Source organism: Micromonospora mirobrigensis, from assembly GCF_900091555.1.
Classification (GTDB): domain Bacteria; phylum Actinomycetota; class Actinomycetes; order Mycobacteriales; family Micromonosporaceae; genus Micromonospora; species Micromonospora mirobrigensis.
This window is the reverse complement of record NZ_FMCX01000002.1, coordinates 499,261-521,748: the sequence shown is the minus strand read 5'-3', so window position 1 is coordinate 521,748 and position 22,488 is coordinate 499,261. Positions and strand designations below refer to the sequence as shown.

Annotated in this window: 11 protein-coding genes; 6 read left to right on the top strand and 5 right to left on the bottom strand. The window is 68.4% G+C overall.

All coding sequences use genetic code 11. The features are described 5' to 3' along the window. Positions 1 to 132: 132 nt before the first annotated feature. On the bottom strand, positions 133 to 1,005 hold the full coding sequence (locus tag GA0070564_RS29260; protein WP_176730618.1) for a hypothetical protein: 873 nt from the start codon (positions 1,003 to 1,005) through the stop codon (positions 133 to 135). An 81-nt stretch (positions 1,006 to 1,086) separates the two neighbouring features. Further along, a complete protein-coding gene (locus GA0070564_RS09740; RefSeq protein ID WP_091606073.1) occupies positions 1,087 to 1,620 on the bottom strand; it encodes a DUF4352 domain-containing protein in 534 nt (177 codons plus the stop codon). Between the two features lie 100 nt (positions 1,621 to 1,720). Here GA0070564_RS09740 and GA0070564_RS09735 point away from each other — a divergent pair, with 100 nt between their 5' ends. The 4 genes from GA0070564_RS09735 to GA0070564_RS09720 all read left to right on the top strand — a co-directional run bounded on the left by GA0070564_RS09735 (position 1,721) and on the right by GA0070564_RS09720 (position 17,357). Continuing rightward, the gene (locus GA0070564_RS09735; RefSeq protein ID WP_176730617.1) at positions 1,721 to 3,628 is read left to right on the top strand and encodes an N-6 DNA methylase; all 1,908 of its coding nucleotides are present in this window, start codon (positions 1,721 to 1,723) and stop codon (positions 3,626 to 3,628) included. A gap of 393 nt (positions 3,629 to 4,021) precedes the next feature. After that, positions 4,022 to 10,270, top strand: a complete 6,249-nt coding sequence (locus GA0070564_RS09730) for a protein kinase domain-containing protein (protein ID WP_091606068.1) — start codon at positions 4,022 to 4,024, stop codon at positions 10,268 to 10,270. Between the two features lie 53 nt (positions 10,271 to 10,323). Further along, positions 10,324 to 13,257 carry a DEAD/DEAH box helicase gene (locus GA0070564_RS09725; RefSeq protein ID WP_091606064.1) on the top strand — a complete coding sequence of 978 codons (2,934 nt, stop codon included), beginning with the start codon at positions 10,324 to 10,326 and terminating at the stop codon, positions 13,255 to 13,257. Continuing rightward, positions 13,257 to 17,357: an Eco57I restriction-modification methylase domain-containing protein gene (locus tag GA0070564_RS09720; RefSeq protein ID WP_091606060.1), complete on the top strand. Its 4,101-nt coding sequence runs from the start codon at positions 13,257 to 13,259 to the stop codon at positions 17,355 to 17,357. Before GA0070564_RS09725 ends, GA0070564_RS09720 begins: the two co-directional genes overlap by 1 nt. Positions 17,358 to 17,441: 84 nt before the next feature. Here the strand turns inward: GA0070564_RS09720 and GA0070564_RS09715 are convergent, their stop codons facing one another. Together GA0070564_RS09715 and GA0070564_RS09710 are read right to left on the bottom strand one after the other, a co-directional pair. Beyond that, complete coding sequence (locus GA0070564_RS09715) at positions 17,442 to 17,945, bottom strand: hypothetical protein (protein WP_176730616.1); 504 nt, start codon at positions 17,943 to 17,945, stop codon at positions 17,442 to 17,444. A gap of 6 nt (positions 17,946 to 17,951) precedes the next feature. After that, positions 17,952 to 18,188, bottom strand: a complete 237-nt coding sequence (locus tag GA0070564_RS09710) for a GntR family transcriptional regulator (RefSeq protein ID WP_091606056.1) — start codon at positions 18,186 to 18,188, stop codon at positions 17,952 to 17,954. 153 nt (positions 18,189 to 18,341) lie between these two features. Between GA0070564_RS09710 and GA0070564_RS09705 the strand changes: the two genes are divergently transcribed. After that, positions 18,342 to 18,818, top strand: a complete 477-nt coding sequence (locus tag GA0070564_RS09705) for a hypothetical protein (RefSeq protein WP_141714732.1) — start codon at positions 18,342 to 18,344, stop codon at positions 18,816 to 18,818. After that, complete coding sequence (locus GA0070564_RS09700) at positions 18,815 to 19,249, top strand: hypothetical protein (protein WP_091606048.1); 435 nt, start codon at positions 18,815 to 18,817, stop codon at positions 19,247 to 19,249. Before GA0070564_RS09705 ends, GA0070564_RS09700 begins: the two co-directional genes overlap by 4 nt. On the opposite strand, the gene GA0070564_RS09695 is transcribed toward GA0070564_RS09700, so the two are convergent. After that, positions 19,230 to 22,334, bottom strand: coding sequence for an N-6 DNA methylase (locus GA0070564_RS09695; protein ID WP_091606045.1), 3,105 nt, complete (start codon positions 22,332 to 22,334; stop codon positions 19,230 to 19,232). The two genes, GA0070564_RS09700 and GA0070564_RS09695, sit on opposite strands and share 20 nt — an antisense overlap. Positions 22,335 to 22,488 lie beyond the last annotated feature (154 nt).

The following is a 22,488-nucleotide window of genomic DNA, read 5'->3' as shown; positions in this document are numbered from 1 at the left end:
TGCGCTAGGTAGGGCCGACCCAGCCGATGGGCCAGGGAGCCTGCGAAGTGCGGGAGGTGGGCATGGTCGCCTCCGGGGCAGGTGGGGTCGACGGGCCGACATGCGATCGGGGCCTGCGCGTGGGCGGCGGTATCAGGTCCACGCGGGTGCGATGGTCCAGTTGCCGTCGGCGGCGATCTGTACGATGGCCGGTGCCGTCAGCGGCCGGACGCCGGAGTAGCCGCCGATCTCGTTGATCAGCAGGCCGCCCTCGCCGGTGTCGAGGGAGTAGGCGTACACAGCGAAGTTGGACCTGCCGCGGGTGTGCGTAACCTTGACGGCCGTCGCCTCGCCACCGAGGACGACGACGTCGTCGCCCTTGCCGGACGCCTTGCCGGAGAGGGCCTTGGTCGCCAGCTGTTCGATCGATCCGATCGTCAGCGTCCAGCTGCCCGTCGCCTCGATCTCGAACTCGGTGGTGAGCGCGCCGTCCTCGAAATTGATCCAGCGCTTGCCGCTGTACGACCCGATCTCGTTGACCAACAGCCCTTCCGGCCCGTCGCTGTGCAGCACCGTGTTGCCGCTGCACCGGCAGGTGAACTTGATGACGGCCAGGTCGGTCAGGTCCGGGATCCGCACCACGTCGTCGCCTCGTCCCTTGTACACCTTCGGCTTGGGTGCGGGCGGCGTCGTGGTCGGAGCAGCCGTGGTGGGCTCGGCGGTGGTGGGTTCGGCCGTGGGCTGCGTGGTGGTGGGCGCGGTTGACGGCGGGGTGGTGATGGGTGCCGCGGTGGTTGGGGGCGCAAGGGAATCGCTGGCCGTCGGGCTGCTCCCGCCGGCGGTCGGCTTCTTGTCGTCGCTATCCGCCAGTCCGATGGCGGCACCGCCGCAGCAGAGGGCGGTGATCAGGGCGAGCCCACCGACTGCCCAGGCCTTGGCGCTGCCGCCTCTGCCGGCCGGGGCAGGTGCCGGGGCGAGGGACGGTTGCCGGGGCTGCTCGGGCGACGGCGTGACGGGGTCGTTCATGGCGGCGCTCCTCGTGTGAACAGGCGGGCTGTGAACATCCGGGGCGGGCGTGACCCCGCCCCGGGACGTAAGCGGGGACAGTCAGCCGAGCGCCACGTCGACGCCGCCGGAAAACGGCGAGTCGTGCAGCTCGAGCTTGGTGAGCTTGACCTTCTTCGGGATGTCGAAGACGACCACGCCGCTCACCTGGTTGCCGGGGTTGATGTCGTTGAGGAAGGTCTCGGCGTTCTGGTTGGCGTAGATCGCGGCTCCGCCGTCGGCGGAGTACTCCGTGCCGTCGGCCGCGTACGCCTTCTGGCTGCTGCCGTCGAACATCTGCGCTTCCTTGCCGATGTTCTTGACGGTCATGGTGACCAGGCAGAACTGGCCCTGCGCCTTGGCGCCGAGGGTGCTGTCGCCGATCTTGGCGACGCCGCACTTGGCGGACTTGACGGTGAACTCGAACTTCCCGTCCCGGGCCGGCTTGCCGATCTTCGCGGTCTTGGCGGGGGCGTCGCCGCCGTTGCCGCCGCTGGTGTCGCCGCCCGAGCTGCCGGCGTTGTCGGTGGCGCCGGAGCCGCAGCCGAGCGCGACGAGGCCGGTGGCGATGAGGGCGAGGGTGGTGGTCTTGCGCATCGATGTCCTCCTGGTGTGAACCGTGGCGGCGTCAATAAGAGCATTCTCTGTGAACGCTGTCAACAGACATGATGCTTGACGGATGTGACACACTTCGGAGGTGCAGGAGACAGCGACAATCACGGCGGCGGAGATCGCCCGGCTCGCCGGGGTCGGGCGCGCCGCGGTCAGCAACTGGCGTAAGCGGCACGCCGACTTCCCGGCCCCGGTGGCCGGCACCGCGGCCAGCCCCGAGTTCGACCTGACCCAGGTCGAGCAGTGGCTGCGCGGCCAGGGCAAGCTGCCCGAGTTGTCCGCGGTGGACCGACTCTGGCGCCGACTCGCCCCCACTCCCGACGCCGGTCCCGGCGCGCTCGCCGCCGTCGGCGCGCTGCTGCTCGCCCGGCAACGCGGCGAACGCCCGTCACCCCGGCAGGTCGACCGACGCCTGATCGACCTGCTGCCCGACATCGACGCCCTCGCCGAGGAGTCCGGCCCGCAGGCCACCTTCGACGAGCTGTGGCAGCGCTTCTCAGCCCCCGGTCCCGGCCGGCCCTGGGCCACCCCGGACGACCTGGCCGACCTGATGGCCGGGCTCGCGGACGTCGGCGGCGGCTCCGTCCTCGACCCGGCCGCCGGCTCCGGCGCCACCCTGCGGGCAGCCGTCCGCGCCGGCTGCACCTCGGCGTACGGACAGGAACTTGACGAGACACTTGCCCGGCTCGCCGGGCTCTGGCTCGCCCTGCGCGACGTGCCCGGGGAGGTCTGCCCCGGCGACTCGCTGCTCGGCGACGCGTTCCCCGGCCGGCACGTCGACGCCGTGCTCTGCCACCCGCCGTTCGGTGCCAGCAACTGGGGGCACGAGGAGCTCGGCTACGACCCGCGCTGGGAGTACGGCGCCCCGCCGCGCACCGAACCGGAGTTGGCCTGGGTGCAGCACGCCCTGGCCCACCTGCGCCCCGGAGGGTCTGCCGTCCTGCTCATGCCCCCCACCGCCGCTGGGCGCCGCCCGGGCCGGCGGATCCGCGCCGAACTGCTGCGCCGCGGCGCGCTGCGCGCCGTCGTCGCCCTTCCGCCGGGGGTGGCCGCGCCGCACGGCGTACCGCTGCACCTGTGGGTGCTGCGGCGGCCCGCGGCCGACGCGCCGCCACCGGCGCGGGCGCTGCTGATCGACGCCGCCGACGGCGACCTCTCCGAACTCTCCGTGCGGGTGTTGACCACTTGGCGCGCCTTCACGGCCGCGCCTGACGCCGAGATCGAGGAGGTCGGCTTCGCCCGCGCGGTGCCGGTCATCGAACTGCTCGACGAGGAGGTCGACCTCACCCCGGCCCGCCGGCAGCCGGCCGTCGGGGGCGAGGCCTCGGAGGAACATCTGGTACGCACCAGAGAGCGGCTCGCCGCGATCGTCGGTGACCTCCCGGCGCTGATGCCGCAGGTCACCCCGGCAGCGGACGAAGCTGCCGCGCCCACCCTCTCGGTCGGCGAGCTGGTCCGCACGGGGGCGTTGCAGCTCCTCGGGCCGATCCGGACCGCCTCGACCGACGGCGACGCCGCCTCAGGTGACGGGCCGCCGGTGCTCACCGCGCAGGACGTGCTGAACGGTGCGGACGCCTCGGGGCGGGACGACGGCAAACTTGGCCAGGAGATCCCCCTGGCCGCCGGCGACGTGGTGGTGCCGATGATCGCTCGGACCCTCACCGCCCGGGTGGTCACCACCGAGGGAGCGCTGCTCGGGCGCAACCTCTACCTGCTGCGACCCAACCCGGCGGCGCTTGACCCCTGGTTCCTGGCCGGGCAGCTGCGCACGTCGGCCAACGAGAAGCAGGCGTCGAGCCTGTCCGGGACCTTGCGGTTCGACATTCGGCGGGCGCAGGTGCGGCGGCTGCCGTTGGAGGAGCAGCGGGTGCACGGGGAGGCGTTCCGGCGACTCGACGCCTTTGAGTCAACAATCCGACAGGCGGCCGAGCTTGGGGAAGCGTTGGTGAAGCTCATGGTGGACGGACTCGCCCGCGGGCTCCTGGAGCCATGATCGACTCTGTCGTGTCCACAGCTTCTGACCGAAGCAGATGGGCCGGAACATCGGCCGGGAATGACAAAAGGGCTGCCCAGGGCTGCAATGCTCGCAGACGTGACAGTCGATCATCGACCGATAGCGGTATAGATCGCGCAAGATGCGGCCCAAGTGGACGGCTTGGAGGCGATGTCAAGCCCTCAACTATCGGTTGATCATTTCCTCCGACCGGAGGATTTTCCGCTGGCCGGAGGCGGCGATACTCCACGGACGGCATCGCGAACAAACCTTCGTATTCGCGTACCGGGGGAGTCCTTCAGGCAGGACCGTGGTGGGCTGAGCGGGCAGCCGACGTCCCGGTAGAAGGTGGCAACGCGATCGCCGTCGAGGACGAGCCGGGGGGCGTTGAGGGTGACGGGAACGAACGACTGGGTGGCCGGCCGGTTCCGGCTGCTGAGTGCCATCGGAAAAGGCAACATGGGCGAGGTCCACCGAGCTGAGGACATGGCGGCAGCCGAGGGCTCCACCGACCGCATGGTTGCGCTGAAGCTGATCCTCCGTAGCCGCTCCGGAGCTCTCATCGACACGTCCGCCGACAACAAGGCCAGGCAACGGTTCGAGCGCGAGGTGCGCATCATGCGCAAGCTGCGCCACTCCCACCTGCCGCGCATCATCGCCGGAGCGGCGGGTGCCGACGAGCTGCCCTACATCGCCATGGAACTCCTCGACGGGGAAACCCTGCGGGATCTCATGTCAGAGCACCCACAGCTGCCCATCTCATGGGTCGCCGCAGTAGGTGCCCAGATTGCCGATGGACTGTCGGCGGCACACGGCGGCGGCGTCGTGCACCGCGACCTAAAGCCCTCCAATGTGATGCTGCTGCGCACCGGCGCGATCAAGGTGCTGGACTTCGGGATGGGCAGAATCCTTGAAGACGGCGAATCCGGCAGGGTGACCAGCACGGGGGTCACCGTCGGTACCGCCCGGTACATGGCGCCCGAGCAGTTCCTCGCCGCAGCCGTCACCCAGGCGGCCGACCTGTATGCGCTGGGCTGCGTGCTCTTCGAGTTGCTGACCGGAGTACCGCCCTTCCTGAGCGAGTCTGCTCACGAGCTGTACCAGAAGCACCTCGAGGAGCCGGTGCCCTCGATCCGGCTGATGCGCTCGGATGTGCCGGAGGACATGGCGAGGCTGATCGCCCGTCTGCTGGCCAAGGACCCCGTCGACCGTCCGGCGGACGCGGTGAGCGTCCGCGAGGCGCTTCTGACTTTCACCAAGGGCAGCGACACGGTTCCGGGTTGGGAAACCTTCAACCCGGTGCGATACCTGACGGACACGCGTGGCGGCGCCGTCGCCGCCGCGTCGCCGGCCCCTGCCGAGGACAGCGTTCCCGTCGACACGAGCGGTGCCGGCATGGACGTCTTCGGGGTGCATGAGCGGCTCATCAAGGACTACCGTGCCTTCACTGAGGGCGGCACGATCATCCGAGACGACCGGATCGCCGCGTTTGTCGAGGACGACCTGGACGCCAAATCGCAGTGGCCCGATCCATGGCTGTCGCTCAACCCGTTCTTCGCCTCGGGCGGCTCCATCCTGGAACTCGTCAGTCAGGGGGTGCTGCACGAGGAGTGTGCCCGGATCTTCCAGGCCAGGAAGACCGAAGGCGGCACCACCTGCGACGGTCGTTCGCTGACCCTGCACCAGCACCAGCGCGAGGCGATCGCCAGAGCGCAGTCCGGCGCCTCCTACGTTCTGACGACCGGCACCGGCTCGGGCAAGTCGCTGTCGTACATCGTGCCGATCGTCGACAAGGTGCTCAAGGCGCGTCAGCAGGAGGGGCCGAAGGCGGCGAAGCGGGTACGGGCGATCATCGTCTACCCGATGAACGCGTTGGCCAACAGTCAGCTCAAGGAGCTCGACAAGTACCTCCAGGACGGTTACGGGGCCGGCCGGGAGCCGGTCACGTATGCGCGGTACACCGGCCAGGAGAGTGACGAGCGGCGTAAAGAGATCCGCGACAACCCGCCGGACATCCTGCTGACCAACTACGTGATGTTGGAGCTGATGCTCACCCGTCCGGACGACCGGCGGTCGCTGATCAAGATGGCCAGCGGGCTGGAGTTCCTCGTCTTTGACGAGCTGCACACGTACCGCGGCCGCCAGGGCGCCGATGTGGCCCTGCTCATCCGCCGGGTGCGTGAGGCCTGCGAGGCGGAGAAGCTGCAGTGCATCGGCACCTCCGCCACCATCTCCAGCGAAGGCACCATCGACGACCAGCGGGCGGTCGTCGCGCGGGTCGCCAGCACCCTGTTCGGCACCGAGGTCACGCCGGCGAACGTCATCGGCGAGACGCTCGTTCGTGCGACGGCTGAGGCCCCCGGGACTGTGCCTGCGGAGCGGTTGCGGGCGCCCGGCGCACCGCGTGCCTACGGCGATCTCGTCAATGATCCGCTGGCGCGCTGGATCGAGACCCGCTTCGGCCTCGCTGTGGACGCCGCCGGGCATCTCGTGCGTCAGAGACCCGCCAAAATCGAGGACGCCGCGGTCGAATTGGCCGAGGCCAGCGGCCTGACCGCTGCGGATTGTGCGCGGGCCATCCGGCGCACCCTGAAGGCCGGCTCTGAGGCGCGGCACCCCGTTACCGAGCGACCTCTGTTCGCTTTCCGGCTGCACCAGTTCCTCTCCAAGGGCGACACGGTCTACGTGACCCTGGAGGACGAGCTCACCCGCCACCTCACCCGGGACTACCAGCTCGTTCTGCCCGGCTCGGACGGGAAGATCCTGCTGCCGCTCGCCTTCTGTCGCGAATGTGGCCAGGAGTATTTGACGGTCTGGCGCACCACCCGTGACGGCAACGTCATTTACGAGCCGCGCCGGGACATCGTCGCCACGGGCGGGAAGGCCACCGACGGCTACCTCTACATCGACACGGACCGGCCGTGGCCGACGACGCGGGAGGAGGCCATCGAAGGCCGGCGCATCCCGGAGTCCTGGCTCGAGATCGACGACAACGGGCAGGAGGCCGTCCGCAGTTCCTACCGAGAGCGGCTGCCGGTCGCGGTCACCGTCGACCCGTACGGATACGAGGGGCGTGGGGCGCTGAAGGCGGCCTTCATTCCCTCTCCGTTCCTCTTCTGTGCCCACTGCGGGGTGAGCTATGAGCAGACCAGGGGCAAGGACTTCGCCAAGCTCGCCACCCTCGATCAGGAGGGCCGTTCCTCGGCCACCTCGCTGGTCTCTGCCTCGATCGTGCGCTCCCTCATGAGCGCACCGCCGGAGGCACTCGACAAGAAGGCCCGCAAGCTGCTGACCTTCGTCGACAACCGCCAGGACGCCTCCCTGCAGGCCGGCCACTTCAACGACTTCGTGCAGATCACCCAACTACGGGGAGCGCTGTACAAGGCGGCGCTCGACGCCGGTGAGGAAGGCATCAATCACGAGGACCTGGCCGCCGACGTGACCGCCGCCCTGGGTCTGCAGGTCGCGGACTACGCGCGGGGCGACGACCTGCCGCCCTCGATGGCACGCAACGCCGCCAAGACGCTGCGCGATGTCGTTGCCTTCCGTCTCTATCTGGACCTCGAGCGGGGTTGGCGCATCACCATGCCCAACCTGGAGCAGACCGGCCTGCTGGAGATCGACTACCAGGACCTCGACTGGCTCGCGCAGAACCAGGAGCGTTGGTCGAAGAGCCACGACGCCCTGCGCGGCGCGGAGCCCGGCCAGCGCGTCGAGATCATGCGGGCGCTGTTGAACGAGATGCGCCGGTCGCTCGCCATCGACGTGCAGTATTTCCGGGACGATTTCGACTCGCTGCAGCGCGCGAGCGAGGAGCGCCTGATCGACCCGTGGGTACTGTCCGGGAGCGATGCTCCCAAGGTTGGCACCGCCTACCCGCAGCCGTCCAGGCCGGGCATAGACCGCTCGGGGCTCTTCCTCTCCGGGCGGGGCAAGTTCGGCAAGTACCTGCGACGGGTGCACTTCGGCAAGGAACTCGGCTTCGACGACGCGCAGCAGGTGATCGTCGATCTCCTCGAGGTGTTGGCGAACGCCAGCGTGATCACCAGGATCGACGCCGCGCCGCCACGGGCCGGCCGTTTCCGTCGGCCCGCCGGCGCCAGTGCCACCGGCTACCGCGTTTCGGCCGCGTCCCTCATCTGGCGGGCCGGCTCCGGCGAGATCGGCACTCACGACCCGCTGACCCGCACCTACGCCAGCGGCGACGGCCCCCGGGTCAACACCTTCTTCCGCGACCTCTACCAAGAGGCTGCGGGGACCCTCGCTGGCCTGACCGCCCGCGAACACACCGCCCAGGTCGACCCGGCCGAGCGGGAGAGGCGCGAGGAAGCATTCCGCAAGGCGGAGCTCAGGCTGCTTTACTGCTCGCCGACCATGGAGCTCGGGGTCGACATCTCCGAACTCAACGCCGTCATGATGCGCAACGTCCCGCCCACGCCCGCGAACTACGCGCAGCGCAGCGGCCGGGCCGGCCGGTCGGGTCAGCCGGCGCTGGTCACCACGTACTGCGCCACCGGCAACAGCCACGACCAGTACTACTTCCGCCGCTCCGCCCGGATGGTCGCCGGCGCGGTGGCGCCACCGCGCCTGGATCTGGCCAACGAGGACCTCGTCCGGTCCCACGTGCAGGCCATCTGGCTCGCCGAGGCGGGAATCAAGCTCGGGCGTGCCATACCCGAGACCATCGACATCAGTTACCCGGAGGATTCCCGCCGGCCAAACCCTGCCCTGGCGCTGCACGACCACATGACGGCCGCGCTGCACGACACCCGGTCGCAGGAGCGGGCGGCAGCCGCGGCCCGCACGGTGTTCGCCGGCCTGCTGTCCGAGTACGCCCAGTCGAGCTGGTGGGACGACCAGTGGATCGAGGACACCGTCCGCACCACGCCCGAGCGGTTCGACCGGGCCTTCGACCGCTGGCGCGACCTGTTCAAGGCCGCCCTCGTCGACCAGGCCGAACAGAATCGGCGGGTACTCGACCACACCCTGTCCGAACGCGACCGCCGGATCGCCGTCGGCCGCCGCAAGGAGGCCGAAACCCAGCTCAACCTACTCAAGAACGAGAGCGTCGACAGCAAGTCGGTGCTGTCGGACTTCAACCCATACCGCTACCTGGCTAGCGAGGGATTCCTCCCCGGCTACTCGTTCCCGCGGCTGCCGCTCGCCGCCTACGTCCCCACCACCGGCCGCAAGTTCGGTGATGGCGACTATCTGCAACGACCCCGATTCCTCGCCATCCGTGAGTTCGGTCCGGGCGCCCTGATCTATCACGAGGGTGCGCGCTATCAGGTAACGCGGATCCAACTGCCCCCGGATGCGGCCGGCGACGTGGTGACCGGCGAGGCGCGCCGGTGCCACCACTGTGGCTACCACCACGACATCAAGGTGAACGCCGACCGCTGCCAGATGTGCGGTGAGGTGCTGGGCGAGCGGACCACTGGCCTGCTGCACCTGCACACCGTCTATACCAAGCGCCGCGAGCGCATCTCCTCCGACGAGGAGGAGCGGCGCCGGGCTGGCTTCCGGCTGGTCACCTCGTACCGCTTCCACGACCATGGCGCCCGCCCCGGCCGCCGGGACGCCATCGTCTCGGATGCCGTCGGCGGCCTGGCCGTCCTCTCCTACGGCGACTCGGCCACCGTCCGCATCACCAACATCGGCCGGGTCCGGTCCAAGACTGACGAGCCGGACGGCTTCTGGCTCGACCCGGCCGACGGGCGGTGGATGAACGAACGCGACGCCGGCGAGGCCTCCGGCGACTCCAGCGAGATGCCGCTCATCGACACCGACGGCAACGAGAAGCGTCGCAAGAAGCGGGTCATCCCGTACGTGGAGGACCGGCGCAACATCATGGTCCTCAAGCTCGACGAGCCGCTCGACGAACCGGTCGCGCTCTCCCTGATGTATGCGCTGGAGCGCGGCATCGAGGCAGCCTTCGAGCTCGAGGACTCCGAGCTGGCCACGGAACTCCTGCCACCGAACGACGGGCCGCGCGAACGGATGCTGTTCACCGAAGCGGCCGAGGGCGGCGCCGGCGTGCTGCGGCTCATGCAGTCGGACCCGAACGCCCTGGCGCGGGCGGCCGCCGAGGCGCTGTCGATCTGCCACTTCGCGCCAGACGGCACCGACACGGGTGGTCCGCACCCCGACCGTCCCTGCGCACAGGGCTGCTACGAGTGCCTGCTGACCTACGGCAACCAGCTCAACCACCGGTCGATCAACCGTCACCTGGTGCGCGACCTGCTGCTGCGCATCGCCACAGGCAAGGCCGCACCCACCGGTCAGGGTGAGTCGCGGACCGAGCAGCTCGAGCGGCTCACCGCGCAGTCGGACACGGCGCTGGAGTCGAAGCTCATCACCTGGCTCAAGCAGCGAGGCCTGCGCCTGCCGGACGAGGCGCAGACCTTCGTCACCGAGGCGCTGGCCCGGCCCGACTATGTCTATCGGCTGTCCGGTGCCAACGTGGCCGTCTTCGTCGACGGGCCGGTCCACGACCACGCCGCGGTCGCCGAACGCGATGCCGAGGCGCAGGAACGGCTCTACGACCGGGGCTGGGACGTCGTCCGCTTCCCCCACAACGGCGACTGGGCAGCCATCGCGGCGAAACACGCCAACTATTTCGGAACCAACGCCAGCGGCTGAACCGCTCACCGCCTCGCCGACAACAGAACACCACGACGCGCAAGGAACCCCTCATGACCACCCCCTTCAGCGCCGGTTCCCTCGTCACGGCCCGCGGCCGTGACTGGGTCGTACTACCGGAAAGCGCCCCCGACCTGCTCGTTCTGCGCCCCCTCGGCGGCGCGGACGACGACATCGCGGCCGTCTTCCCGAGCTTCGAGACCGTCAGCAGCGCCCAGTTCGCGCACCCGTCACCGGCCGACCTCGGCGACGCCGAGGCGGCGGGCCTGCTCCGGTCCGCGCTGCGGATCGGCTTCCGCTCCGGCGCTGGGCCGTTCCGCTCCCTCGCCGGGATTGCCGTGGAACCGCGGGCGTACCAGCTGGTGCCGCTGATGATGGCGCTGCGCCAGAGGACCGTCCGGATGCTGATCTCCGACGACGTGGGCATCGGCAAGACCGTCGAGGCCGGCCTCATCGCCAGCGAGCTGTTGGCGCAGGGCAGCGCGAGCGGCCTCGCCGTGCTCTGCTCACCGGCACTGGCCGAGCAGTGGCAGGCGGAGCTGCGTACCAAGTTCGGCATCGACGCCGAACTGGTCCTCGCCTCCACGGTTTCCCGGCTGGAGCGCGGTCTGGACCTGGGCCAGTCCCTGTTCGACAAGCACCCGCACGTGATCGTCTCCACGGACTTCATCAAGTCGACCCGGCACCGCGACGACTTCGTCCGGCACTGCCCGGACCTGGTCATCGTCGACGAGGCCCACACCTGCGTCGCCGCCGACGACAACACCTCATCGCAGAATCAGCTCCGCTTCGAGCTACTGCAACGCGTGGCCGCCGACCCCGAGCGGCACCTGCTGCTGGTGACCGCTACCCCGCACAGCGGCAAGGAGAGCGCCTTCCGGAACCTGCTGGGCCTGGTCAAGCCGGAACTCGCGACGGTCGACCTCGGCTCGGACGCCGGCCGCCGGATGCTCGCCCCCTACTTCGTGCACCGCAAGCGCGCCGACGTCCGCCAGTACCTGACCCGGGAGGACGGGCTGGCCGACGACAGCCTTGCCGAGGAGACGTCGTTCCCCGCCGACCGGCACTTCAAGGACGAGACCTACCGGCTGTCTCCGGCCTACCGGGCCCTGCTCGACGACGCCATCGCGTATGCCAGCGAGCGGGTGAGCGCCGCCGACAAGCAGGGCCGGCGGGAGGCCCGGATCGCCTGGTGGTCCGCGATCGCCCTGCTGCGCTCCCTGGTGTCCTCGCCGCGCGCCGCCGCGCAGACCCTGCGTACCCGCTCAGCCACCGCGACGGCGGACACCGCCGAGGAAGCCGATCGGCTCGGCGCCCCGCTGACCAGCGACTTTTCCGACAGCGACGCCCTGGAAGGTCTCGACGTGGCCCCCGGCGCGGAGACCGGCGGCGTGGCCGACGCGGGCGCGCGGCTCGCCGAGCTGGCCGACCAGGCCGCCCAGCTGGAGGGCCCGACCGACGACCGGAAGCTGGCCGCCCTGGTCACCCACCTCAAGGCCCTGCTCAAGGAGGGGTACCACCCGATCGTCTTCTGCCGCTATATCCCCACCGCCGAGTACGTCGCCGAGCACCTGGACGGCAAGCTCGGCAAGAAGACCGTGGTGCAGGCCGTCACCGGCACCCTCTCGCCGCAGCAGCGCATCCAGCGCATCGAGGAGCTCGCCGAGGCGGCCGGCGACGATCCCGCCGCCCGTCGGGTGCTGATCGCGACGGACTGCCTCTCCGAGGGCGTCAACCTCCAGCATCACTTCGACGCCGTCGTCCACTACGACCTGGCCTGGAACCCCACCCGCCACGACCAGCGGGAGGGCCGGGTCGACCGGTACGGCCAGAAGCGCAACGTCGTACGGGTCATCACCCTCTACGGCAGCGACAACGGCATCGACGGCAAGGTCCTCGACGTCCTCATCAAGAAGCATCGGCAGATCCGCAAGGACCTTGGCATCTCCGTCTCCGTCCCCGACGCCGCCTCCTCCGGGGTGACCGACGCGATCGTCGAGTGGCTGCTGCTGCGCGGCCGTGACGGTGAGCAGGGCAGCCTCTTCGACGTCGACGAGTACAAGGCGATCGACAAGAAGGCCGCCGCCCTGGCTGCGGACTGGCAGTCCGCGGCGGAGCGCGAGAAGACCTCCCGGTCCCGGTTTGCCCAGCACTCCATCCGCCCGGAGGAGGTGGCCCGCGAGGTCGCTGCGGTCCGCGACACGCTCGGCCGGGCGGCGGAGGTCCGCGGTTTCGTACGCCAGTCACTGCGCGCCCTCGACGGCGTGCTGCGCGACGACCCGGGTGGTTCCGGGGACTTCACCGCGGAGCTGAGCGGCACTCCCGCCGGGCTCCGCGACGGCCTTGCCCCAGCGCTCGGCGGCGACGTCGTCGAGCTGGGCCGCCCGGTCCCGTTCCGAAGCACGGCAGCCGTCGCGCGCGGCGAGGCCGCCCTGGTACGCACCGACCCGGCCGTGGTCGCGCTCGCCGGCTACGTCCTCAACGCCGCCTTGGACGAGAAGGCCGCCGGCCCCCGCCCGGCCCGCCGCTGCGGCGTGATCCGGACCCGGGCCGTCACCGGTCGCACCACGCTGCTGCTGGTCCGCTACCGCTTCCACCTCACCCTGCCGTCCCGGGCCGGCGTACGGCAGCTCGTCGCCGAGGACGCCCGGCTGCTCGCCTTCGCCGGCGCACCCAACAACGCCACCTGGCTGCCCACCGAGGACGCGCTGAGGCTGCTCGACGCCACCGCCGACGAGAACACCGACCGCGACTTCGGCGAGCGCACGATGAGCCGGATCCTCGACGGGCTGCCCGCCGCCACCGACCACCTTGAGGCGTACGGCGAGGAGCTTGCCGCCGAACTCCTCGCCTCGCACCGCCGGGTGCGTAGCGCCGCCGGCGAGATCGTCCGCGGCCTGACCGTCACCGCGCAGAAGCCCGCCGACATCCTCGGCGCGTATGTCTATCTGCCGGCTTCCACCCCCGCCGCCGGAGGAGTCGCCTGATGTCCGCCACCGCTCGCAACCAGGTCTTTTCCGCCGTCCACACGATCGGCGGGTTGATCCCCGCCGACATGCTGCTCCGAATCGCCGAGGGCAGGGACGTCACCGGTTCCAAGCCCGCCGACTACCGCGTGGTGGGCTCCCGGTCGGTGCGCGACGACGCCGAACGGCACTGGGACTACCTCAAGTCCATCTGGAAGGACCTGCGCGACAAGCTTCCCGTCGCCCCGGAGGCGGAGACGCCCGCCGATCCCACCGGCCTGGCGGTCACGCAGTGGCTCGAACCGCTCTTCGACGAGCTCGGCTTCGGCCGGCTGGCCGCGCTCGGCGCCGCCGGCATCGCGTCGGACGACGGCAGTAAGACGTTCGCGATCAGCCACCGTTGGAATCACACACCCATCCACCTGGCCCCGTGGAACGCCACGCTGGACAAGCGACCGGGCGGTGCCGGCACCGTGCCGCCGCAGTCGCTGGTGCAGGAATGCCTGAACCGCTCCGAGGCCCACCTGTGGGGTGTGCTCACCAACGGTCGGCAGCTGCGGCTGCTGCGCGATTCCAGCGCGATGGCCACCGCCGCGTACGTCGAGTTCGACCTGGAGGCGATCTTCGACGGCGAGCTGTTCAGCGAATTCGTGCTGCTTTACCGGCTGCTGCACGTCTCCCGCTTCGACGTCGCCGACGGCGCGGCCCCGTCGAGCTGCTGGCTGGAGAAGTGGCGCGCGGAGGCGATCGCCGCCGGCACCCGCGCCCTTGACCAGCTCCGCAAGGGCGTCCAGGACGCGATCACTGCGCTCGGCACCGGCTTCCTGCGGCACCCCGACAACGGCGCGTTGCGGGAGGACGTCGATCCGCAGGCCCTGCACAACGCCCTGCTGCGCCTGGTCTACCGGCTGCTCTTCCTCTTCGTCGCCGAGGACCGCGACGCGCTGCACGCCCCGGACGCCGACGAGCAGGCCCGCGAACGGTACGCCGGCTACTTCTCGTCCGCCCGGCTGCGGGCGCAGGCCAGGCGCCGCCGCGGCACCTCGCACAGCGACCTCTACCAGGCGCTGCGGATCGTCCTGGACGCGCTCGGCGACGAGAACGGCCGCCCCGAGCTGGGCCTGCCCGGCCTCGGCGGCCTCTTCGACGACAACGACGCCGACGCCCCGCTGCACGGCCTGACGCTGTCGAACGACGCCCTGCTGACGGCCATCCGGCACCTGTCGCTGGTGCGAGACACCGACTCGCGGCGCTGGCGGTCGGTCGACTACCGCAACCTAGACGCGGAGGAGTTGGGCTCGATCTATGAGTCCCTGCTGGAGCTGGTGCCGAAGCACAGCGCGGTGGACCGCACCTTCGAGCTGGTCGAACTCGCCGGCAACACCCGCAAGACCACCGGCTCCTACTACACCCCGTCTTCGCTGATCGAGTGCCTGCTCGACTCGGCGCTCGACCCGGTGATCGACGACGCGGTGAAGCGAGGCGAGCAGGCCGCCACGGCGGCCGGGCAGCCCGACCCGTCCGACGCGATCGTCTCCGAACTGCTGTCGCTGACCGTCTGCGACCCGGCCTGCGGCTCCGGCCACTTCCTGGTCGCCGCGGCCCGCCGGATCGCCAAGCAGGTCGCCGCGGTCCGCGAACGCAACCCCGAGCCGACCGTCGACGCCGTACGCCACGCCCTGCACGAGGTGGTCGCCGGCTGCATCTACGGCGTCGACCTCAACCCGATGGCCGTCGAACTAGCCAAGGTGTCGCTCTGGATGGAGGCCCTGGAGCCGGGCAACCCGCTGAGCTTCCTCGACGCACACGTGAAATGTGGCAACTCCCTGATCGGAGCCACGCCCGCGCTGCTTAAGCGAGGCATCCCCGACGAGGCGTTTATAGCGACGGAAGGTGACGATAAGAAGCACGCCAAAGCTTTGGAAAAGATCAACCTCGAGGAACGCCGGGGTCAGTCGAATCTTTTCGATATCGAGGATAAGGCTGTAAAGGTCGCCAATGCATCCTTCGCTTCCAGCGTGCGATGCATTGCAGGTGCCCCTTCGGGCACCCTCCGCGAGGTCCGCGATCAGGCCGTAGAATATGCCAGGTGGGTCAAGTCGCCCGACTACGTCAACGCTCTGTACCTCGCGGACGCCTGGTGCTCGTCATTCATGTGGATAAAGAAGCCAGATGCGCCGAGGGCTGTTACACACGGTGTCTTCCGCTCGCTTGAGGATCCGACGGCCTACGGCGCGTCGATAGCAACCCACGACGAGATCGTCCGTCTCCGTCACCAGTACTCCTTCTTCCACTGGCACCTGGAGTTCCCGGAGGTGTTCTCCGTACCGGAGGACGGTCGGGGAGTCTCCTCCGCGACAGGTTGGGCTGGCGGCTTCGATTGTGTTCTGGGGAATCCGCCTTGGGACAGCATAGAACTCAAGGAACAGGAATTCTTCGCACGGCGTTCTCCCGCGATCGCCGCAGTCTCAAAGGCAGACGCCCGCAAGAAATTGATCGCCAAGCTTCAGTGCGACCCCGACACACTGTCACTGTACAACGAGTATGCAGAAGCCAAACGTACGGTCTATGCAGAGAGTCACTTCTTGCGCCGATCGGGCCGTGTCCCACTCACTGGCCAGGGCAACCTGAACACCTACGCGGTTTTTTCGGAGACCGGCCGCCTTCTGATCGGATCGGGCGGCCGTGCAGGTGTCATCGTTCCTACAGGGATCGCCACCGACGCCAGAACCCAATACTTCTTCAAGGATCTCGTGGCCAATGGCTCGATCACATCACTCTACGACTTCGAAAACCGCAGCGGTCTTTTCCCCGCCGTCGATTCGCGCATGAAGTTTGCGATTCTGTCTATCGCCGGGCGCGGGCTCCACGAACCGGCTGCCAGGTTCGCGTTTTTCCTCCACGATCCCACCGAACTAGCCGACGCCGGCAAATCTTTCACGCTCACCCCTCAGGAAATTAATCTGCTCAATCCGAACACCGGCACCTGCCCCGTGTTCCGCTCCCGTCGCGATGCGGAGATCACGCTCGGCATTTACCGTCGAGTGCCAGTGCTTGTGGAGGAGGGCGCTCCGGCGGGCAACCCGTGGAATGTTTCGTTCATGACGATGTTCCATATGTCCCATGAGTCGCACCTCTTCCATATGCGGGAGGAACTCGAATCCGATGGCTGGGCCTTAACTGGCAACGTGTTTGCCAAGGGTGCTGCTAAGATGCTTCCGCTCTACGAAGCGAAGATGCTGCACCACTACGACCACCGCTGGGCCACCTATCGTGAGGACGACACGACCCGCGATTTAAGACTAGAAGAGAAGCAGGACGCGGCGGCGGTAGTGTTGCCTCGCTACTGGGTTAGGGAGCGGGAGGTAGACGAGAAGCTTGCCTCCAGGCATTGGAAGCGTGACTGGCTCCTCGGGTGGCGCGACATCACCAATTCTACTAATGAGCGGACTGCTATTTCCTTCGTATTCCCTAAAGCCGCTGTTGGCAACAAAGTGCCGCTCATGTATTCCAACAACAGTCCCCAGTTGCTAGCTTCGCTAATTTCATGCCAATCATCGTTCGCTCACGACTTCGCCACTCGTCAGAAGGTTGGCGGGACTACGATGAACATCTTCCTCTGGCAACAACTGCCCGTACTCACACCCAGCTCGCTGAGGCGGCACAGTGAATGGGTCTCGTCCCGAATCCTGGAGCTGGCCTTTATTTCCCATGACATGGCGCCGTTTGCGCGCGATCTTGGCGACGAAGGTCCACCTTTTCGATGGGACGAGGGCCGGCGGGCGATTATCCGGGCCGAGCTAGACGCGCTGTTCCTGCACCTTTACGGGGTTTCCCGCGATGATGTGGACTACCTCATGGAGACGTTCCCGATCGTCAAGCGCAAGGACGAGGCGAAGCACGGCACGTACCGGACCAAGGAGCTGATCCTCGTCGAGTACGACCGGATGGCTGCTGCCGAAGTGAGCCTGACCAACCCGCTGATCGACGGCGAGACCTACACGTCAACCCTTACCCCGCCGCCCGGGCACGGTCCCCGTCACCCGGCAGCCCCGACCATTCCTCGGCAGCGGGCGGGGGAGTCCGAACCGCAGCGAGCAAGCCAGGTTCGACCCGGTTAGACGTGCTGCCAAGAGGACACCCAGGGAAGTGAGCAAATCCCTGGGTGTCCTCGAACCAGTCTCGAAGAGCCGCTTGCCTCGTCTTCAAGCTTTCTCCGCCGCACGCGCTGACGGGTAGGTCGGCAGCGCCCGGGACCTCGTCTTAAGCAGGGGATCCAGGAGGCGATCAAGTAGGTCGACATCCGGTCCTGGGATGGCCAGCAACGCTCTGCGCAGGTAGATGCTCCACGACTCTGGCTTGGGGAAGGCGGATAGGTGCTCCACAATCGGCTGCAACTCCAGCCCACCCGGGTAGGGCACCAGGCTGTCGATCCGCAGGTCGCAGCCGGAGACGAAGGTACGGCCAGCAATCTCGATCGGTGCGTCCAGCCTTCGGACGGCGGATGCAGTCATTGCCGTGCCGATGATTCGGCCGCGATCTCGGGTCGGATTGCGCCAGGCGCCTCGGGTGGCGTAGAGGAATAAGCGGTCGTCGGCGGCAAGCGCAGCGACCTCGGCGCGTGGCGTCGCAGGGAAGGCCATCCGCTGCTCACGCAGCACCCACGAGATGGCTTCGCGGTGACCGAGGATGACCAAGTACGTCTTCATCGGCAGCTACGAGTCTTGCTCTGAGGCGTCGGCCACGAAAACGCCCAACCCCTGCTTGCCGACAAGCTCTCCGGATTCGATCATGGAGTCGACGGCTCTCCGGACCGTTGCGGAGCTCGTCGAGTACTGCTCCATGAGCTTCTGCGTCGTGGGGATCTTCTCGCCCGGCTTCAACAACTCCGCCCTGATCCTGGCTCGGAGATCATCACGTATTGATCTCCAGAGAGGCGCGGCGTAGGGCATGCCCTGAATGGCATCACCCGCCGTTGGCCGGTAGACGGGTAACCCTAGGTTTGCTAGGAAACCTAGGAAAGCGCGGTAGACTCGCCAGCGAGCGAAGGGCAGGCAGGGGACATGGGCAGGCGTTGGAAGTGGTTCTTGCGGCCTCGGATGGTCGTGATCGACCTGACCGGGCGGGCGGTGCCGGATGGGGACGTGCCGGGGCGCTTCCGGCGGCTGGCGGTCGAGCACGTCGTACCAGAGTTTCGGGTGACCTCGCGGTGCGACGGTGCACTCGTCTACGAGCGGCCGGAGGAGCGGGCGGCGGGGTCTGCTGCGCGGAACCAGCGCGCGGACCGCTACGGGCCGGACCGGCTCGGCGAGCGGAACCGGGGGAGATTCGCAACGCCGGCCGGCGAGCCGTCGCCCGGCGTTCAGCCGGTTGAGCCCATCAAGCGGGACGCGGACGACGCCCTCTTCGTCACCCCGGCTCAGATCGCGCGGGCGAACCGGCTGGCCGATCAGCACTGGCGGCGCCCTACGGAGGACCCGCGCACCATGAAGTGCCAGGACTGCCGGGCCGACGGCACCTGTCCCCGGGCGGCCTGGGCCGACTCGATCATTACGCGCTGCCTGCGGACGTACTGGAGATGAACGCCTTTGACCTGTCGCCCGCGCAGGTCCGCAACCGGCTGATCCTGCTGGCGCGGCGGGCGGCGCCGGCCGCCGGACCCCGACCACAGCCGTGGGTGCGCCCGCACGGTCCTGTCGAGGTGGTGCCCGCGGTGGCGGTGACCCGCGTACCGGTCATCCCGCGCGTGTCCGTCGTCCCTGGGGACGTGGTCCGGCTCGCCGAATCCGATTACCGGTACTCAGCCGGTCCGCTTCGGCTGCGGATCGTCCGGGTCCGACTGGACCTCAGCGAGTGGTACGACGGCCAGTGGGTGTGGCTCGAAGGCGTCGAGATCGGGCCGGACAACCAGGACGGTGCGTTCCGACAGGTGCTGGCCAGGGCTGCCGCGCTGCCAGGGCCGGAGGAGTGCCAGCAGGAGGCGCCCGGGTTCGTCAACCGAGCATCTCCCTGACGATGGCCTCGATCTCGGCAGCGGCCGGGTGTCGGGCGAGTTCAGTGCGAATCCGGCGGCGCATTGTCACGAAGCTCATGCCCTCGTCGAAGCACCCCTCGGCAACGGTCACGTGTTGTTCCCGGCTGAGTTTCGCGAGACGCTGATGCATCGCGTTCCCCGCGTCGTACAGGGGGATGGGTAGCTTCCACAGGTGCTTGTCGACGTCGCGCTCGTCCTTGCCGTAGGACATCATCGGCCGGACAAGCTCGGTCAGCGTGGGGCTGTTCAGGATCGCGCACAGGAACAGGCCCTCGTCCCGGGATGCGACCGGGCCCCAGTAGAGTTTGTGATCGATGAGCGCGGCCGGGTCGTCGACAATGGCGGCGGCGATGTGCATGCCCGATTTGCCGTACACCACCCGCAGTGGCGGCGTGGGGAACTGGGCGGTGAGCTTGCGCCGGAAGTCGAGCTGCTCCGCCAGGGTGAGACGGTCGCTGCTGCGATGGGCCTCCCAGACGGCTTCCGCCTGCCGCCACCAGTTGGCGAGGCCGGGGTGGTAGCCGAGCCTGTGGTTGGTGCCGGTCATCAGGTAGGACCCGTCCAGCGGAAGCACAGCCTGTCGGGCGGGCAGGATCCGGTACGGAACGATGCTCTCGCCGAGCAGGACCGGCCGGATGAACTCCGTTTCCACGATGCCTTCGAGAGCGGGGAGACCCTTCCACGGCGTCTTCTCGAGGCTGCTGCGCGCCGAGCGAACTGCTCGACGGCCGGCGCCGAGGCCGAGTGGCCCTCCCGTCTCCGCTTCGACGAAGAACAGCATGCGCGGCACGATCGTGGCGCCTTGCGAAAACCGCGGCCCGTACGGTGACTCGGCGAGGGCTGGTTCGCCATGGACGAGCTGGGCTGACTCTCGGGTGATGAAGGGTACGACCGACTTCCATGCTTTGGCACTCGCCAGCAGACGTCCGGTCCACCGCTCGGTCACCGACGGCAGCCGTCGGTAGGTGCTCAGGGTGGCCCGGTCACCGAAGACGACGCTGGCACCCCGCGGAAAGGGATGGGGACGAAGGCGCCGCAGGTCCCAGGAGGCGGTGAAGGCGACGCCGGTCATTTCGCCGGGATCCTCATACCAGCCGCTGCGAAAGCCCTCGAAGTATTCGCGGTCGAGCACCGAGTTGGGCAGGACGAAGGCGAACGCACCGCCCTCTCGAAGGTACTGCTGGACCGCTCTCGCGACGAAGAGGGTGGAGAGGTCCTGGTGCGTCGCGAACTTGCTGCCGTGCCACAGCCCGCGGTCGTGAGAGAACTTCTTGAAACTTGCCTGCATCTCCCGCGGCATGTGGCGGTAGGACAGCCACGGCGGGTTGCCGATCAGGATGTCCACCCGGCTTTTCCTCCTGGCCAGCCAGACCGGTCGGGCCAGGTTGCGCAGGTAGTAGCTCCAGATGTGATCGCGTCCTTCGTCGTGCAGTCGGCACATCGCGTCGAAGGTGTCGAGAATCATCGGCTGGTCGTCAGCCGCGATATCCATCCGATGGAAGAACCCCTCCAGCGAGGGCGGGTTGTCCGGATCTCGTGGCTTCGCCGCCATGCTGGCGAGGGTGGCGACGATCCGGTCGAAGTGGCCGGGATCGTCGAGCAGGTGTTGCGGGAAGCGTAACCAGTCCTCGACCTGGCTCGCGTTGTGGCCGGCGCTGATCCGCACGTGGTCCTCCGTGAAGAGGTCCAGTCGCTCCCGCCACTGCATGCTGTCGCCAAGGTACACGGGGATGGTGATGGGCCCCCGCCTGTCATCGGTGAGGCGGTCATGCCCGATCGCGAGTAGGTAGGTCACCCGCGCGAGCGCCACGGCGACAGGGTGCAGGTCGACGCCGACCACGTGGTGGGAAAGCTGCGTCAGGGCGGCGTCCATCGGCACGTCCGCCGCCTCGGCCGCCGCGAGATAGCGGCGTACGGCGTGGAAGAGGAAGGTGCCGGAGCCACAGGAGGGATCCAGCACCCGTTGCCTCAGCGGATCGGTGACGACTGTCTCAACGAGATGCTCGGCGAGCCAGTCCGGCGTGTAATACTCGCCCATCCGCTTGCGCGTCTCGGCGCCGATCATTGACTCGTACAGCACCTTCAGGATGTCGTGGTCGGCCCTTGTCCATTCGAACCGCGCGAGTCGGCGGGCGAGGCCGTGGATGAACTCGCGACCGCCGGGCACCTCCGTCGTCCAGCCGAAGAAGTCGTGTTCGACCACGCCGAGGATGCCGGCCTGATCAAACCGCTCCCCGGTGATCAAGCCCTCCGGCTGCAACTCCATGACGTCGATGCCGACGACCAGGTGCGCGATGATGTGCGCGCTGTTCATGAGCAGCGTGTGCTCCACGAAGAGGCCCGGATCGTTGACGAACTGCGTGCCCAGCGCGCTTCCCAGCAGCTCCGCCCACAGCTGTCGCTTCAACTCCACGGTCGGCAGCTGTGCGTGCTCTTCATGGAGAGCGGCCAGTGCCGTGAGATCCAGCTTGTGGGAAGTGCTCTCCGCGCCGAGACGGCGAGCCACCTCGGCGGGAGTCGGAGGGACGCGCTGGCTCGTCGCCAGAACGCCCTCCAGCCAGTAGAACAGGGCCAGCCCGTCGGGGCGGGCGGCGGCAACGGTGTGGCTGTCGACCAGGGTCAGCGAGCCGCTTCGCAGCTGATAGGCGCGCCAAGTGGCGCCGTCGGTGAGGATGCCGACGTACCGCTGCCCGGTCTCCTGGCTTCGCGATCTGACGTACCCAGCGAGTTGGCGCTCGGCCTCATGGAGTGTCCGCCCGGCGCGCAGTTGCTTTTTCACCTCGATGACGGTGAAGCCGATGTCGATGTCGATGCGCTGACCACCGCCGGCCGGAGCCTCAAGCTCGACGTCGAGATGACTGTCGACGAGGCCGAAGTCACCGGCCAGCAGGAGCTGTCGAATGTCGGCCTGGAGGGTTGCCTCGCTACGCGCAGCGTGGCGATCTGCGATGCGCGCCAGCAGCGGCTGCAACGAGGCGGGGAAGCCTTCGGATGCATCCACCCCTGGCGTGACTGGCTTGTGGCGGCTTCGGCTTCCGTTGGGCGTACCGTCCGAGCTGGCCATACATCAGTTTGGATATTGTCGAACGCGAAGGTGAGTCACTGTCGGTTTATAGACAGTCGCTGCACGCGACGGGTTGGTGCTGATCGTGGACGGATACCGTCGGTCGCGTCACCCCATCGACAAGACGTGGGGCTGCCTGGCACGAAAATCGCCG